The following is a 19,044-nucleotide window of genomic DNA, read 5'->3' as shown; positions in this document are numbered from 1 at the left end:
CGGGAACGCCTCGACGCGCGGGTGCGCGCGCTCGCGCCGAAGCTTGCCGCCGCTCTCGGCGCAGAGGAGAAACCAGGCCGCCCGTTGCCGGCCGACCTGCTGGCGCAAGGGAGCCTCCGCTCACTGGTCGAGAACAGCCGCGACGTCCGGTGGGATGGCGAGGCGGAGCGGATTCGGCTGACCTTGGAAACCGGTGAGAAGGTGACGGTCGGCTTCGTCGCGGGCGAGAGCAGATTCTCCACCCAGCACCTCGTCGACGGTGACGCCGGCAAACGGGAACTCGCGATCGAGGTGGCGTACCCGCCTTCGTCCTATTTGGCCGAGGCGGACGACGACGTGCTCTGGCGAGAACTCTCCGGTGAGCTGCTTTCCGGTCTGCACAAGGCATCCATCGTGTGGCGGATGGCTTCCTTGCGGACGATGCTGCAGGTTGCCTTGGTGCCGTTCGGGGGGCAATCCGTCGCCGTTGCGGTCTTCGCGTTTCTCACCAAGACGTTCGGCGTGGCGACGCAGACGTGGAGTGGCGGGCTCGGCAGGATGCTGGCCGCGACACTCGCCGATTACGTGAACATGCGACAGCGGAAGCTGTCGGGAGCCATCTGGCTGGACGATCGCAAGAAGCGGCTCGGCGACGAGAAGTTCAACGACTCGGCCGTCAAGCTGAGAACGTACTCCGACGACGCGGTGAGTGCCCTCGCCGCGCTCACCGAGTCCCTCAGGCGTATGCGCGTCGAGATCGAGGAAAACCTGTCTGCCGGGGGAGGTGAGCGGCCCGCGGAGCGCCTGAACGACGACCCGGAGACCTTGATCGCAGCTTCGGAGCGGGACATCGTCGAGCACGTGCTGGCACGGCACGACGTGGCGTCGGCCGTCATCGAGGAGAACGAGACGGGCGAGCGCGAGATCGTCATCGAGACCAGCGGCGCCAAGAAGTGGTGGGTTCGCGGGTCAGCCCGTGCGGTCAGGCTCACGATCCGGTTGCTGCACGATGCCGATATCCCCGACGACTTCTCGCCTTCCGTGGTACACAAGGAATACGCCGTCAGGGAACGCCTCATGCTCATGGCGCTGCCCCGCTACTCGACGGACGAGCGGAGAACGGCCAAGCTCGCCGAAGCGCTTGACCGGACCCTGGACAGGGAAGGCAAGATCCAGCCGGTCTCCGGGGCCGATCTCGGGCTGGAGGCAGGCATCGTCAGTCTCGCGGACGGTGCCCCCAACGCGCTGTATTCCTTTTTCGGCCCCGGGATGGACGCGAGCGCGAGTGCGGCCTCGCGGGAGGTGGCGAAGACGTCGGCGGTGCGGGACATGATCGACGTATTGCAGGCGGCGATCGCGGCAGCCTATGGAGTCAGGACGTACCGGCAGGAAGCGGCCCGGACGTTGTCGGGAGACCTGCGGCCCATCAACACGGCGACCTCGACCCCGCGCATGATGGACGACTACCTCGAAGTCGCCGTCGCGGAGGCACGACGCATCATAGCGGCGACCGGGAAGCTGCACGAACTGCATCCCGACGCCGCACCCGCGCGCAACCGTGATTGGTACCGCGACTGGAATCCGGAAGAGAACCACTCGCTGTGGGAAAGCGTGTCCGGACTCCGCGAACAAGTCGAATCCGGTGAACTGGTCGACGCCATTCCTCACCTCGCGGGCGCCGAGTTGATCGGCGACAGGGAACTGCGACTGATCGTCGACAAGGTCGAGCGGCCAGGGCCACTCGGCTGGAAGGCGAGGGTGACCGCCAAGCACCCGCACGCGGTCATCCTGCGCTTCATTCCCGCTGTTCCTGGACAACCGACGAAGCTGCGCTTCAATGCCTTCGACTCGCTGGGCATCATCGAGCTGAGCCCGGTCGACGCCGCGAACGGCTACCCCGACCTGCTCGGCCTGCTGAGCGCTTTCGTCGAGGCATACCACAAGGCACCGTCCGGAGTGCCTCCGCTTGGTGTGCTCTCGACCTACGAACTGGGGCCGGGAACCGCCTCGGCGATGGTCAGGCGCATCCTCCTGGATTCGCTCCAGCCCGGACCTCTCTCGGCTGGAAGGCTGGCCGCCCCTGCCGCGCTCGCCGCGGCATCCGGATACGTCGGCGTCGCCGCGGCGGCCTGGTACAGCAGGCTCAAGTTCCTTGTCGACGAGATGATGCGCATGCTGATGTACTACGACGGCAGCCCGACGGCGCCCGCGCGCAACCAGATCGCCTACCACGCCATCGAGAAGCTGGTCGAGTTGATCGTGGAGAAGGTCTACGCCGACTTCGTCGAGCTTGCCGACAACGCGGGTCTCACCCGCGATCCCGACACGACACCGTGGACATTCCGCAAGGCCGAGGACGACGCAGGGGAAGCGCCACGGCTGCTGGTGCCGCCGCCAGTGGAGCCTCCGGTCATCGGTGACCAGCCCCGTACGTTCGCCGACGAGCTGAGGGAGCGGACGGCGGGGTTGCCCGACGAGCGGGCGCGGGTGTTGCGGAGCGTCCTGGCCGGGGCGTACGAGCGGGCGGGCGGAGCCGTTTCGCCGGAGCCGCGTGCCGACGCCGAGGTGACGAACCTCGACGAGTTGCGCGACGTGGTGTTGCGGTACACAGTGGACGGTTCGGGCGTTCCAGTCCTGCCTTCGGTACACGGGCTGGATGATGCCCGGCTGGCCGAGTTGCGCCGGTTCAGCGAGCCGCATCAGGTGTTGCTGAGTGCCGGGGCGGAGCAGCTTGCGGCGGCTTCGGATTCGGGACGGCAGGATGTCGTCGCCGCGTTGACGCGGTCGTTGTTCGGGCTGGCCGACGATCCGGTGCAGCGTCGGCGGTGGAACAATGGTTTGCTGCCGGATGTGCTGGCCGATGTCAGATCCGTGCTGGGGTCGGCCGGTGCCGATGTGCTGGCCGCGAGGCATGCCCAGCATGATGAGGAGCGGTCCGTCGTCGCGGGAATCCCCTCGGTGGTGTCGGTCGAGGTCGACGAGGCGCTCACGAACGCGGTCGCGGAGCACATCGACAACGGTGATCCGGCGACGTTCACCGGTGGTGGCTCCACCTACGGCCGTGAGTTGCCGGACGGTTCCTATGTTCTGTCCTTCTCGGACACGACACTGGGAGTTGTCGACGAACAGGGCGGCCGGTCCTGGTCCGTGCAGGACGGCGGGCGGACCCCGCTCATTCGCAACTCGTTCATGCGGATCCGGCCGGACGGCAGCGTGGAGACCGTCCTCGGGCAGGACGGCGACGCCCCGGTCGAGCCGATGCGGCACCCCGAGGACGGCAAGTGGTATTGGCCTGGTGACTCGTACCGGGTCGACGAGCAGACCCTGGAGGTCACCTACCGGGAACACGGTCCGGTCCTGAATGGACAGCACGGTGCCAACGTCGTCGCGCGGTATCGACATGGTGAGCTGAGTGCTCCGGCCGAGGTGCACGAGCTGCCGTCGGCGACGGGGGTCGACTGGACGGCGGCGACGCTGAAGGCCGACGGCTACCGCTACGTGTACGGCGTGGAAGACCTCGGTGACACGAAGTACCTGCGGGTGGCACGCGTCGCCGATGACAGCCTCGTCGGTGAGTGGGAGTTCTTCGCCGAAGGGGGAGCGTGGTCGCCGCGCGAGTCCGATGCGGTTCGGGTGCTGTCGGGTGTCGCGAACGAGTTCAGCGTGACCAGGGTCGGCGACGTGTTCATGTTGATCACGCACGACATGAGGACACCACTGAGTCCCGACATCGTCGGCTACGCGGCGCCGACTCCATTCGGCCCGTTCGCCGGTCCGGCCCATTTGTACACGACGCCGGAGTCCGGTGAGGACGGTTCCTACGGCAGCGCGAATGTCTTCACTTTCAACGCGCACGCCCATCCGGAGATCGACCGGGGTCCCGGCAGGCTTGTGGTGTCCTACAACGTCAACAGCGTCGACAGAACCGACATCTACCGCGACGCGAGCATCTACGTTCCCCGGTTCGTCGTGCTCACGTTCGACGGTGACGGCGGGATCGCCGAGGCACATGGGGACGAAGGTTTCCAGCGGGCCTTGCGGGAACTGGGCGGGGTCGATGTCGAAGCCCTTGCCAGGCACGAGGTCGATCTGGCCGCGGTGTACGCGCGGTTCGGTGACGAGAGTTTCGAGACGGCGACCCGGCTCGCGGCGGTACGCGGCCTCGACTACGTGCTCGCGCTTCCTTCCGAGATCAGCGCGGAGACTCTGGCTGCTCGATTGCGCACGGAGGAGGCGAAGCGAAGCGGCATGACCCGGCTCGCGTCCACCGTGCGACCCGCCGCGAAGCTGATCCCGGCTTCCCTGAGGAAACCGGCGCCGGGCCCGCTCGCTGACGTCGCCGAATTGTTCGGCTACGACGCTACCGACGATGGTGAGGTGGCCGAATTCGCTCGCCTGCTGCTGAGTGCCGGAGTTCCGGAGCAAGTGTCCACAAGGGACATCGACGTGATTCGGGCCATCGCGACCGACCTGTACGTGTACGGCCGTTACACGAAACAGCAGCGGCGGGCGTTCGACGACGTGGAATGGCTGGGCAGGGCCTTCTTGGTGAGGAACCCGGACCGCCATGCCATCAGTGCCCTTCCCGCTCTGCCCGAGCCGGAGAAGCCGCGGGGTCCTCAGCTCGACCCTGTCGACCGTGCCGCGCTACTGATCGGGACCCCGCGTTACCTTCCGCTCGTCGCGGAACTGATCGAGCACCTCAATGAGCGGTTCGGCGGCCGGTTCGATGTCGACGACGTCGAGCGCAGGCTGCGGTGGGGTTACTCCGATCTCGTGAGCCCTGAGGGCGATCTGTGGGAGGTCGGCGGCAGCGAGGTACGGGTGCGGCTGAGGTTGACCCGCCCCGAGTTCGAGGGCGACATCGCGAAGGTCGACGCCGTGTTCGAGGTCAGTGAACGGGACCAGGAGACGGACCGGTTCGGCGAAGCGGTCGTCGTCGGTGAGGACGGCGCGCCGATCACCGTCGCGCTGACCAGCCGTCGTCCAGAGTTCGAGGACGTGGCGCGGCCGGAGGTCACCGGCTTCCCGGACTTCCCGCGAGCCGACGTGCTGGAGTTGACGGAGCGGCACCGGATCGCGCGCCAACTGATTCGCAAGATCGGCGAATCGGGTCTCCCCGTCGAGCCGGTGATGCGGGAACAGATCCATCGTTATGCCGGCGAATTGACCGGCGGCAAGGCGTTCGCGGAGGCCGTAGGTGGTGGTGACGGGCACCTGCTGGTCGTGCACGGAAGCAAGGCAAGCGTGGTGATCCGGCACGTGATCACGATCGAGCACGGCAACGCGAAACTGGTCGCCGTTTCCGGCGACGGCGAACTGACCCACCAGTGGGGAGATCCGACCGATCCGCTTCGCTCCACGGGCGCTGTGCACGAACTGACCGTGTTCACCGGCACGGGCGCCGAACTCGACGTCGTCAAGGTGCGCGGATCGATGCTGACCCGGATGACGGCGGCCGACGCCCATGACTACGGGCTGCCGGTTCCCGCAGGGGCCGAGACACCGGCGATGCGTCAGGGCATCGATCCGGAATGGGCGGTGACCAGGCTGAGGGAGATCACGCGAGAGGGCAGGATCGAAGCGCCGCGCGGAGTTCTGCGGGACCTGACCGTGCATCGTCCCCCGGGAGAGCGGAAACGCGGCAACTCGGTGGCGCCGGGGCGAGAAATGGCGATGAGCCTCGCCGGGCAGGCGAAACTCGTTCCCGCCGCCGACTACCTGCCCGATGGTGCCCGATTCGCAGCGGACGGCATGATGCCGAGGAACAGGCATGCGCGGCGCGCCCAGCTGGGCAACATGTCCAGGCTGGACCGGGCACTCCGGAAGGAGAATCTGTTACGTCGATACCGGCCGCTGGTCCGTAACGGTCTTGACGTGACCCTGGCGGTGCCGGAAACGCGCTTCCTCTCCGGCACCGAGGCGATGTCGATGACGACGCGTATGGAACAGCACGTGCGCGATGCCGCGTTCCTTGGTGTGACGGAACTTGCCGGTGAGAGCGAGCAATTCGCCGCGTTCCGGATACCGGTCGCGTTCTTCGCCGAGTTGCGCAAGCACGACACCGTCATGGGCGGCTGGCGGCGACGGCGGTACGGCGATGCCGTCGTGTACGTGCCCTTGTCCGAACTCGGCGATGAGCCGGTGATGCGCGCCGAGCCCGCCGAGACCGCGCCTCCGGTCGAGGCCAGCGAACCGCCGGAACCCGTCGTGCTCGAACCGCACCGCCTGCCGACGCTGCCGGCGAGGGCTGGCTGGACGGTCACCGACATCGCCGGTGCCGTCGCCGAGTTCTTCGAGCGTGACGGCGAGGGGTTCCGGAAGGGGGACGCGCCGTCGCGGTGGCGGTCCACGTGGCATGGCGCCGATGTCGACGTGGACATCGTGGTCGACCCCTTGGCGCGCGAGTCGCGGATCGAAGCTCCCTCGTTCACGGTGCGTCCTCAGACCTCGGGGCTCACCGGGCTGATCGACGTGGTTGCGGTTCCCGATGGTCCCGTCCGGATCGTGCTCAGGCCGTTCCCGGATGTTTCTTCGGGCCTCACCGAACTCGTCGGCGTTCCGCTGAGAGCCGCCGTCGACGCGCTCTTCGGTGCCATGGACGGGTGGGCGCACGAGGTGGTGTCCTCGGCCCGTGCCGACGCGACCGCCCTTTCGCGCCCCGCTGCGCTGGCCGAGGGAGCTGGGCACACTGACGAGGTTGTCGATTCCGACACGCCGCCGACCCGGATCATGGCGTTCCCGAAACGCTGGGACGCGACCGAAAGAGCGCTCACCGAGGCCGCGAAACTGAGCGATCTCTTGTTACGCGCCGAATGGGAGGCCCCTCCCTCGGAACTGGCGGTGCGGGCACGTGAGCTCGCGGAGAGACTGGGCGAACTCGCCGCCTGGCACGACGCTCCCCACGGTGACACGAGGACCGCGGCACGAGGGGATTTCGCGGCGGGGCTGCGGCTTATCGCTTCGGACTTCGCGGAAGCGGGCAAGACGCTCGAAATGGGGAACTTGCTCGGAGAACGGGCAGGCGAGGCCGGCGTCATGGAGTTGTTGCTGTTCCTGGACAGTGACGTCGCCAGGAGCGCGGCCAGGGCGAACAGGACGCTGGCCGTGCTGGAGAGCAGGGCCGAAAGGTTGCTGGAGCTGGAGGAACCGGCACGGATGCTCGCCCCCGACGCGGCGGATGAGCAACCGGTGCTGTTCGACCGGAGTCCGAAGCCGCCGCTGCGGTTCCGGCCTTCAGCGGGCGACGTCGCTTATGCCGACACCGTGCTGACGGTGCTGGCCGAAATCGAAGCCGACCTCGGCAGGCTCGCGGAACTCGGGTACGAGGGCTTCACGACGGAAGACGTCCCCAGCCCCGTGCTGGCCGTTCGCGCGCCGAACCTTGTTCACAACCAGCAAAAAGCCCGCATGTTGCTCTACACCATGGGGCTCAACGAGACGACGTACGGCAGCGAACGCCGTCACAAGTTCTTCGAGCGAATTCAGCGGAATTCCCGGCTCGAAGGCAGGCTCACCGAGACCGGGCGGAGGCTCGTCACCCACTTCACCACGCTGGACCAGCATCCGATTCCCGGAGTCGGCCAGCTGGAGTGGCTGTTCAAGTACACGGACAGCCGGAAGCTGGGCCTGATCAAGGACTTCCACTTCGGCGATCCAATGGACGACACGTTCTATGGTGGCCCGGTGCATCGGGTGATCATCGAGCCCGCCGACGAACCACCTATCGACGCCAGGGACCACCCTCTCCGCAACGCCACCATGCCCGGATCGCCGCGGCGATACGGCGTCTACCGAGTGGTCTTCTGGGCAGGCGAGAGAGACGGCGTTACCGGCGGGTGGCTCGGGTGGCGCTCCTACGGTTTCACCGTCCAGATCGAGGAGCCGGAGCGCGCCGGTGACATCCCGGCCGCCGGGAACGTGCTGTGGGTCGAGGGCAGCCGCAGGATCGTGCTGGGAGCCGGGTACGCCTCGATGACCGATGCCGAGAACGCGATGAGGGAGATCATCCGTACCGCGATCGCGGAGTACCCCACGAGGACCGCCCCACCGGCGAACTTCCTGAGATGGGGCCATTCAGCGGCCGGGGGCAACATCGTCGGCACCACGGCTGGCTACGGCGTGGGGCTCGCGACCATCGGTGCGGACCCGCTGCTGCTCATCGCGGCGGTGTCGCAGGCCGTCTATGGGGGCACCATTCACGGTCCGGTGGCACACAACCTGGTCGGGCGGAAGAACGCGGCCACGGAGGAGGTCCGCAGGTGGATGGCGAGCTCGCGAGGCGGACTGGGGGGTCCGGGTCTGACCAGGCTCGCCAAGGACGCGTGGCAGACCGCCGAACAGTTGCGGGAGCACGCCGACGGCTTCGGTGTGAGGCTGCCGGTGCCGCCGGAGCTTCCCTCGGAACCGGCGACAGCGGCCGAGCGGGAACGGCTCGACGCGCGAGTGCGCGCGTTCGCTCCGGAACTCGCGGCCGCTTTGGGAGCGGAGGAGGCTCCCGGCCGGGAGTTGCCCGCCGACCTGCTGGCACAGGGCAGCCTTCGCAAGCTGGTCACGGATGTCGCCGATGTGCGGTGGGACAGCGAGAACGAACGAATCACGCTGACCCTTGGTACCGGCGAGAAGGTCACGGTCAGGTTCGTCGCGGGTGAAGGACGATTCTCCAGCCAGCGTGTCGTGAATGGCGACGCGGTGAAGAAGGAAATCGAGGTTGAGGTGGCGTACGCGCCATCGGCTTATCTCGCCCGTGCCGACGACAAAACGCTGTGGCACAACCTTTCGGGCGAACTGCTGTCGGCGCTGCATGGGGCGAGCGTCGTGTGGCGGCTCGCGAGTTTCTGGACCTTGCTGTGGACCGGTTTGGTGCCTTTCCTGTTGCAGGCTGGCGTCATCGGGGTGTTCGGCTGGGTCACGAACATGGCGAGTCTGGTCATGCAGACCGTGGGCGGAGCTCTGGGGGCCCAGATCGCGGGGACGGTGGCCATATATCGGAACATCCGGGCGAGAAAGCTCATCGAGACGATCTGGGCCGGTGCCCGCAAGGTGCTGCTCGGGGACGAGATGATCGACGGCCCCACCGCGCTGAACCGCTACGCCGATCACGCGGTGGGCACGCTCGCCGCGTCCGCCGAGGTCGTCAGGCGGATGCGTACCGAGGTCGAGGCGCACCTTCCGGCCGATGCCGGAGGCGGAGGCGAGAACCGGCTGCACGACGACCCCGCAACCCTGATCGAGGCCGCGGCGAAGGATCTGGTCGCGCACGCGCGGACCCGGCACGACGTGCGTTCGGCTTCCGTCGAGACGAGTGTGGACACCGGCAGGCGGCAGGTCGTCATCGAGACCGGTAGGCCGGGGAACGCGTGGAAACGGCGGGACTCGCCGACGATCACCGCCATCATCCAGCTCGGTCACGACCCCGAAATCCCCGACGACTTCTCACCGTCCACTGTGCACAAGCAGTATGCGGTCAAGGAGCGGCTGCTGCGAATGGCGCTTCCCCGGTACTCCACGGCGGAAAGGCGAACCGAGCGACTCGCCGAGGAACTGGATCACATCCTCGACAGAGAAGGCTCGATCCTCCCGCTGGGGAAGGGGCCGCTTGCTTTGGAGGGCCTGATCAAAGCAGGGGCGGGGGGAGTGCCCACCGCGCTCTACTCCCTGCTCGGGCCCGGTATGGACCCGACCGTGTCCGAAGCCGCTCGGACACAGGCGAGGGTGTCGGCGGTCCGAGACACGATCGATGTCGGACTCCGCGCCGTCGAAGCCGGCACGGAGGTCTTCAGCCATCGGGAGAACGCGGAAGGGGCGATCACGGGAAGCCTGGCGCCGGTCGACACGATGACCTCGACGCCGCGCATGATGGACGACTATCTCGACGTCCTGGTCGGTGATGCGCAACGCCTCCTCGCGGCGACCGCCGTTCTTCACGAGCGGTACCCCGAGTTCGCGGAGGAAACCGACCGTGAGTGGTACCGGGGGTGGAACCCCGCCGAGTTCCGTTCGTTGCCGGAGAGCTTGACGGAGTGGCGGGAACTGGTCGAATCGGGTGGGCTGGTCGACCAGTTGCCCCACCTCTTGCGTGCCGACCTGACCGGACCCCGGGAGGTGCGACTGACCATCGACAACGTCGCGCGGCGGGGCCCCCTCGGTATCGGAGCCAAAGCGTTCGGCAAGTATCCGCACGAGGTTCAGGTGCGGTTCGTTCCCGCGGTTCCCGGAGAACCGACCACCCTGCGATTCAACGATGGCGACTCGGTGGGCATCGTCTCGCTCAGTCCGGTCGACGCGGCGAACGGATACCCGGAGCTGCTCTCGCTGCTCCGTGGTTTCGTCGAGGCGTACCACAAAGCCCCGTCCGGCGTCCCCCCGCTGCGCGCGCTCTCCTTGTACCACCTCGGCGAAGGCGCGGCGTCCTCGGCGGTGCGGCGCATCGTCCTGGACTCGCTGAAACCGGCGCCGTACGGGGTCGATCAGTTGGCGGTGCCACTGGGGCTCGCCGCCGCCGCGACCTACGTCTCGGTCGCCGCGGACGGCTGGTACGACCGGCTTGAGGTGCAGGCCGACGAAAAGCTGCGGAGCCTCGTGGCGTGGGACGGTGGCCCGATGGCCGCCGCTCGCGCCCAGATCGGCTACGGCGTCGTCACCTCGACGTACAAGCTGATCGACAAAGTGTTCTCCGACTATGTCGCTCTCGCGGGGAAGGCGGGGCTTTCCCGCGACCCCGACACGACACCGTGGGTCTTCCGCACACCCCGTGCGGAGCAGGCGCCGCCGCAACTGCTCTCGCCGCCGCCGGTGGCGCCTCCGGTCATCGGTGACCGGCGCTCGCCCGTGGAACCCCCCGTCGCCGAGGACGAGGGCCACGGGCCGGAGGCCGCGACGGCGAGCGCGCCACGCAGTGACGGCGAGCCGCATCAGGTGCTGCTGAGCGCAGCGGTGGAGCGGCTTCGCGCGACACCGGAGGAGGAGCGGCCGGACGTCGTCGCGACGCTCCGGCGGGCGTTGTTCGAGCTGGCCGAGGACCCCGTCCAGCGGGAGCGGTGGGACGACGTCGCCACCGACATCAGGACCACGCTGGAGCCGTTCGGTTTCGCGGAGGTCGCCGATGCCGTGGCAGTCAGGTACGGCAGCGATGCCACCACTCTTTCGGTCGTGTCCGTCGACGTCGACGAACAACTCACGGACGCGTTCGCCAGGCACATCGGCAACGGTGATCCGGAGACCTTCACGGGCGGCGGCAGTACGTACGGCATCGCGGCTCCGGACGGCTCCTACCTGATGTCCTTTTCGGACGCCTTCCTCGGCACCGTCGACGAGAACGGGAGCCGGTTGCAGGCCGTCGTGGACGGCGAGACGATTCCGTTCCTGCGCAACGCTTTTGTTCGTATCCCTCCCGACGGCGAGCTGGAGACCGTCCTCGGCAGGGACGGCGAGATCCCCGTCGAGCCGATGCCGCATCCCGACGACGGCAGGTGGTACTGGCCTGGCGATCTCAATCGCAGGGATGACGGGACGCCGGAGGTCACCTATCGCGAGCGAGGTGCGGACGAGAACCGGGGGCGCAACGTCGTCGCCCGGTATCGCGACGGGGACCTGAGCGCTCCCGCGCAGGTGTACGAGTTGCCTTCGGTGACCGGCGTCGACTGGACGGCGGCGGTTCTGCACGACACGGACGACGGTTACCGGTACGTGTACGGGGTCGAAGACCTCGGTGACACGAAGTACCTGCGCGTGGCGCGGGTAGCCGATGACAGTCTCGCGGGGCAGTGGGAGTTCTACACCGAGGACCGGCGCTGGTCGATCTTCGAGTCCGACGCTGCGAGGGTGATGCCGGGGGTCGCCAACGAGTTCAGCGTGACCAGGGTCGGCGATACGTATCTGCTGATCACGCACGACACGAGGACACCGTCGAGTCCGGACATCGTCGGCTACGTGGCGCGGACGCCGTTCGGCCCGTTCACCGGTCCGGCGCACCTGTACACGACGCCGGAGGCGGGTGCGAAGGGCACGTACGGCAGCGACGACGTGTTCACCTACAACGCGCACGCCCATCCCGAGATCGACCGGGGTCCCGGCAGGCTCGTGGTGTCCTACAACGTCAGCAGCCGGGACAAGGCCGACATCCACGGCAGGGCGGGGATCTACGTTCCCCGGTTCGTCGTGCTCACCTTCGACGCCGACGGTGGTATCGCCGAGGAGCGGCAGGACGATGGTTTTCAGCGGGCCGTGCGTGCCCTCGACGTCGACGTCGATGAACTCGCCAAGCACGAGGTCGAGTTGCCCCGGCTGTACGAGCGGTTCGGCGACGAAAGGTTCGGCGCGGCGACCAAGCTCGCCGCGCTGCGCGGACAAGACCACGTGCTCACGTTGCCGGCTGACATCAGCGCGGAAAGCCTGAATTTCCGGTCGCGCCGGGACCGCAAGGCCGAGGCTGCCAGGTCGCGCGTCGCCTCCACGGTGCGGCCGGTGGCCAGGCTGCTCCCTGCCTTCCTCCGGAAACCCGAACCCCGTGGCGAGTTCCACGACCTCGCCGAGTTGTTCGGCTACGACAGCGGCAACGCCGACGACCTCGCCGCGTTCGCGGGGTTGCTGCTCAGCGCTGGCGTTCCGGATCAACTGTCGAGCCACGACGTCGACGTCTTGCGGGCCATCGCGACCGACCTCTACATCCACGGCCGGTACACCAAGCAGCAGCGGCGCGATTTCGCCGACGTGGAATGGCTGAGCAGGGCCTTCGCGGTGAGGGATCCCGAACTGTCGGCGATGGCGACGCTTCCGCTGCTCCCAGAGCCGAAGAAGGTGCGGGAGCCCCTGCTCGGCCCGGTCGAGCGGGCCGCGCTGCTGACCGGAACTCCGCTCCGTCTTCCGCTCATCGCCGAACTGGCCGAACAGCTCAACGAGCACTTCGGTGGCCGGTTCGACGCCGATGAGGTCGAACTGCGCGTGCGGGAGCGGTTCCACCGGCTCGCCGGACTGGGAGGCGACGTATGGGACGTCGACGGCAGCGAGATCCGGGTGCGGATGCGGTTGACCGACCCCGAGTTCGCGGACGGCATCGCCGAGACCGCCATCGAGTTCGAGCTCAGCGAGCGAAACAGGCAGACGAACCGGTTCGGTGAACCGGTGATCGTCGGCGACAAGGCCGCACGGGCAAGGGTCGCGCTGACCGGCGCTGGTACCGAGCCGGGCGAGCCGGTTCGAGCAGAGGTGGTGGGAACGCCGGATTTTCCCAAAGCCGAGCTGCTGGAGCTGACTGAGCGGCATCGGACCGCGCGTCAGCTCATCCGCAAGCTCGGCGAGTCAGGTATCGCGGTCGAGGCGACCGTTCGTGAGCGGATCCACCGGTATCTCGGCGAACTGCCCGACAGCGAGGCGTTCGCGGACGCGGTGGGCGGAGGATACGGCCATGTGTTCGTCGCGGGCGGCGGCAAGACCACTGTCGTCGTCCGGCATGTCATCACGGTCGAGCGTGCCAACGCGACGCTGGTCGCGGACGCGGACGGCGAGCTGACGCACCAGTGGGGTGACCCCGGCGATCCGCTGCGCAGGCCGGGTGTGATTCATGAGCTGACGGCGTTCGACGAATTCGGCAAGGAAATCGACACCGTCAAGGTGCGTGGCACGATGCTGACCCGGATGCGGGCGGACGACGCGCGTGCCTACGGTGTGCCGGTTCCCTCGGGAATGGCGGCACCGGTCTTCCGGCGGGGCATCGATCCGGAATGGGCGGTGCGCAGGCTGGGCGAGCTGACGCGCGGGGGCAGGACGGACGTGCGGGGCGGGGTGGCGCGGGACCTGACCGTCCGGCATCCGATGGGGCGGCGGGGGCGCGGCAACGCGGTGGCGGCGTTGCGAGAAGTGGTGATGGCCATCAGTGAGTCGGCCGGTCTCGTGCCCACGGCGGCTTTCGTGCCGGACGGCGACCCCGTCTACGAGAAGAAGACGGCGTGGAGCAGACACGTCAGGCGGACGCGGCTGTACAGCATGGCCAGGCTGGATCATACGTTCCGCAAGGAAAACCTGGAAAAGCGTTACCGGGCCCTCGTGCGCGACGGCATCCACGCCACCCTGCCCGTTCCGGAGCACCGGTTGTTCTCCGGCCCCGATTCGATGACGGTCTCGGCGCGGATGGAACAGCATGTCGACGAAGCCGATTTCCTGGGGGTCACCGGGCTTTCCGGCAAGGATGGCGAGTTCGCCGCGTTCCGGGTTCCCGCCACGTTCTTCGCCGAGTTGAGAAAGCGGGACGTCGCGGCTCCAAGCGAGCGGCGAAGGCGGTTCGGCAGCGTCGTGATCTACGTGCCCGTATCGGAGCTCGGCGGCGAACCGGTCGGTGCCGCGACGCCGGAGCTGGGGAGCGCACCGCGACCGAAGGCGGCATTGAGGAAGCTCAGGACCGAACGCGCCGTGACTCCCTCGCCCGCCGAGGCGCGAGAGGGGCCGAAGCCCGCCGTCCTCGAACCTCACGCCCTGCCTGCTCTGCCACGACTGGACGGCCCGGTGGTCAGCGACATCGCCCCTGCCGTGACCGAGTTCTTCGAGCGCTCCGATGTGGAGTACCAGCCGACGGATTCGCCGCTGCGGTGGCGGACCAGGTGGCAGGGCACCGCTGTCGACGTCGAGATCACCGTCGATCCGGACGCGCGGGAGGCAGCGATCCGGCCACCGGTGTTCACGCCGTCGTCGCGGTTGTCGTTGGCTACCGGAGCGACCGAACTCGTCGCCGTCCCCAGCAGCCCCGTCCGGGTCGTGGTGCCACCCGTTCCCGATGTCCCTTCTGGGACAACGCGTTTCATCGGCGCGATGCTGGGCGCTGCGGTCGACGCCCTTCCGGCCGCACTGGACGGCTGGGCACAGGAGTCGGCGGCGTCGGCGCTAAGTTTCCTGACCTCCTTGCCGCGACCCCAGGAAGAACAGCCGCCCGCCGACCCGGACGCGCCACCACCGATCCGCTTCACCGAGTTCCCGAAACGGTGGGCCGCCACCGAAAGGGCGCTCGCCGACGCCGCGAGTCTGAGCGCCCACATTCTGCGTGCTGACGGAACCACGCCGCCAACGGAGCTGGCCGGTCAGGCTCGCGAACTGGTGGCGGCGCTGGAGGAGCTGGCCGAAGGTCATGACGCTCCCGCCGGTGACAACCGGATGGTGGCCAGGCGGCGGTTCGCGGCGGGACTGCGGCGGCTTGCTTCCGAGCTGACCGAAGCCAGGCAGGCACTGGAGATCGCGCACCTGCTGGGGGAACAGGCCCGCGACGAGAGCAGCGACCTGGACGCTGCGGAGGTGTTGTTCCTCGACGCGCACATCGCGAGAATCGCCGACAACGTAAGGGAATTGCTGCCCTCGGTCGAGAACGACGGCGAGCGGATGGTGGAGCTGGAGCAGCCGGAGCGGTTGCTCGACACCGGCGTTTCGGGGGAATGGCCGGTGTTGTTCGACCGGCGTCCCAAACCACCGTTGCGCCTGCGGCCCTCGAAGGGCGACATCGCCTACTTCGACACGCTGTCGGCGGTGCTGGCCGACATCGAAACCGGCCTCGTCACGCTCGCCGAGAACGGCTACCACGGGAAAGTCCCGGAGGACTTCGCCGATTCCGTGCTGGCCGAGCATGCCCCGGAGTTGGTGCACGACCAGGAAAAGGCGCGCAGGCTGCTGTACACCATGGGGCTCAACGAGACGACCTACGGCAGCGAGCGCAGGCACCGGTTCCTCAACCGGATGTGGTCGCATTCGCGATTCGCGGGCAGTGTCACCGACACCGGCCGCGGGCTCGTCGAGCACCTCACCACGTTGGAGCAGCACCCCAATCCCAGGCTCGGCAGGTTGGAGTGGCTGCTCAAACACAAGGGCACCCGGCGAATGTTGTTCTCCAAGGACTTCCACTTCGGCGATTCGCTCGACGATGGTGCCGCTGAGGACTCGGTGCTGTGGGTGTCCGTCGTTCCTACCTCGGAACGACGCATCACCGCGCGGGACCACGCTCTGGCTGACACGGCGCTCTCTGACACACCGGACGACTACAACTCCTACCAGGTGTATGTGTGGTTCGGGGAGAAGAAGGGCCCTTCCGACGGCCGTTTTCCCTGGCGTAAACCCGCCTTCTCGATCCAGCTTGAGGAATTCGACGCGGCGGTCAAGACAGGTGAACTGGCCAAAGACGCCGCCTGGGTGGAAGGCAGCCGCAGGCTGGTGCTGGACACCGGCCATGAGACGATCGCCGAAGCCGACGCCGCCCTCACCGACCTGATTCGCCGGGAGATCCGCGGATATGTGATGCCGCTGCCGTCACCCGCGGTTTTCCTCAAGATGGCTCGTGATGAGGGCATCGGGGCAATAGCAGGTACCGTCGCGGGCTTCGGTCTCGGATACATGACCCTGGGGGCCGACCCGCTGCTGCTGCTCGCGGCGCTCGGCCAGTTCGGTTATATGGCATTGGTCCAAGGTTCGCTCACGCACACCTACAAGGGGCAGTTCGCCATCGCAAGCGATCAGGCCAGAAGGATGGCGGCGAGTTGGCGTGGCGGGCATCATGGTCCCGGCCTACGCAGGATCACCAGGACAGCACACGATTCCGTGCGCAAGTGGGACGGTTTCGCCGAGGAACGCGGGATCAACCTGCCGGAAACCGCGGAGATGCTGTCGGAACCCGCCACCCCCACTCAACGGAAACGGATCGACGCCCGGGTCCGGGCGCTTGTACCGGAGCTGGCCGCCGCCCTGGGAGCGGAAGAGACGCCTGGCCGTCCGCTTCCCCCCGACCTGCTGGACCAGGGCAGCTACCGCGAGTTGATCGGGAGTGCCCGGGACGCGCGGTGGGATGCCGAGAACGAGACGATTCGGCTCATTCTGGGGCCGGGGATCCGGATCAACATCCGGGTGGCGGCCGGAACGGGGCTGTACGCGACGCAGCGAATGGTGCGCGGTTTCGCTCGTGGCAAGGGCGAACTTGAGGTCACCGTGGTGTACCCGCACTCGTCGCGGCTGGCCGATGCCGACGACGACATGCTGTGGCACACGTTGTCAGGTCAGTTGCTCTCCGGATTGTTCGAGGCGCGCCTGTTGTGGCGGGCGATCATCCTGAAGACGATGGTGCTGGTCCAGATCTGGCCGTTCCTCGTGCAGATTCTCGTGACGCTGTCATTCGGTCTGGTCACCAAAACAGCCAATCTGGTGATGCAGGCGCTCGGCGGAAATTTCGGCTGGCGGCTGAGCATCGCCCTCACCGGCTACAAGGACTTCCGTGAATGGTCGTTGGCGAGACAGATCTGGGAGGACGCCCGCAGAGCACGGCTGGGCGACGGGAAACCGGACGGTCCGGTGACCGGGCAGGACATCGCGGAGCGGGCCGTTGCCGCATTGGCTGGCGTTACCGAGCTCCTGGACCGCATGTCGAGAGAAGCCGAGGCGCACCTCCCCCCGGAGAGCCTTGACGGGCAGGAGCGGCGGCTGGATGACGATCCGGGCACCTTGCTCGAATCGGCTGCCGAGGACCTCGTCGCACACGCGACCGCGCGGCAGGTGCGTTCCGTCGCGGTCGAGAAAAACGCCGCCACCGGTGAGCCGAACGTGGTGATCGAGACGCACAAACCAAGGCGAAAAGGGGAATTCCGTTTCGATCGTGCGGTCAAGGTCACCATCCGGCTCAGCCACGATCCCGATATTCCCACTGATTTCTCACCGTCCACCGTGCACAAGACGTACGGGGTGGGCGACCGGCTGCTGCTGATGGCGTTGCCGCGCTACTCGACGGCCCGCGAGCGCAACGCCCGGCTCGGCGAAGTGCTCGGCCAGATCATCGACAGGGAGGGAAGGTTACAGCCGATCGCCGTCGGCCAGGTGGTCAGGCAGGCAGGCTGGACGACCCTGCCGGAAGGGGGGCCCAACGCGCTTTATTCCTACCTCGTCACCGGTCAGGACCCCACCGCGACCGAACAACAGCGATCGCAGGCGCGGACCTCCGCCGGCAGCGACGCGTTCCGCTTCTTGCAGGCACTCGTCGATGCCGCGTTCGGCGCGAAGGCTCCCCGCGAGAGTGCGGCGAAGGGAATCGACGGCGGGCTCGTTCCGGTGGACACCAAGACCCCGACCGGCCGCATGATGGACGACTACGTGCGGATCGCGATCGCCAGGACTTTGCGGTTCGTGCGGGCGACAGCCGAACTGCATGAACGGCATCCCGAGTTCGTCACGGAAGCCGACCGGGCCTGGTACCGCGATCTGCTCGAACGGGAAAGCGGTGAGGGGTCCTGGAATATCGAAGGATTCCGTGAGCTCGTCGAGAGCGGTGAGCTGGCCGGCAAGATTCCCCACGTCAGGAAGGTCGAGCTGATCGGGGACAGGGAGGCGAGACTGCTCGTCGACAAGATCCGGCGGCCGGGTCCGGGCAACATCGGCGCGGCCCTGCTGGGACAGCATCCGCACGAGATGTTCGTGCGGTTCGTCGCCCCTGTTCCGGGAGAGCCCACCAGGGTGTGGCCCAACAACGTCGATTCGAACGCGGTCGCTGCCGTCAGCGCCGCCGACGCGGCCGCCGGGTATCCCGAACTGCTCGCGGCACTGGGAGTTCTCGCCGAGGGGTTCCACAAGATCTCGATCGGTATACCGGGGCTGGCCACGCTGTCGTCGTGGGAATTGGGGATGGCTGGGGCTGCCGGTGTGGTGCGACGTGGCATTCTGGATGTCACGAAGGAAGGCCCTTTCCAGCCGGGTGGGCTGGTGCTGCCTATCGCCATCGCCGCGGGATCGGCCTACACCACTTCCGCGACCCGAGCTTGGTACCAGAAGCGGGGCGTGCTTGTCGGTGACCTGCTGAACCTGCTGGCGAACTGGGACGGTAAGCCCATCTCGCCGCTGCGCGCCCAGATGATCTACGAGATCCTGGACGGCCTGAACGAACTGATCGCCGAGAAGATCTACCCCGATTACGTCGCGCTCGCCGACAAGGCGGGCCTCTCCCGCGAGATCGACCGGACCCCGTGGTCGTTCCGCACGGCGAGCGAGGAGAAGCCGCCGCCGTTCCTGCGGCCACCACCCCTGACGCCGCCCGGCATCGGCGGCAGGCCGGATTAG

The 19,044-nt window shown here is 67.6% G+C and carries 1 protein-coding gene (only partly in view); it reads left to right on the top strand.

Annotated elements, in window-relative coordinates; translation table 11 throughout:
• On the top strand, positions 1-19,044 hold the 3' portion of the coding sequence (locus BAY61_RS22550; RefSeq protein ID WP_091807538.1) for a GntR family transcriptional regulator. It extends 62,898 nt beyond the left edge of the window; 19,044 of the gene's 81,942 nt are visible here — the last part of the coding sequence; its start codon lies off the left edge, out of view; its stop codon occupies positions 19,042-19,044.

The organism is Prauserella marina (assembly GCF_002240355.1).
GTDB lineage: Bacteria > Actinomycetota > Actinomycetes > Mycobacteriales > Pseudonocardiaceae > Prauserella_A > Prauserella_A marina.
Note: the sequence above shows the minus strand (reverse complement) of the source record. Positions and strands in the feature narration are given on the sequence as shown.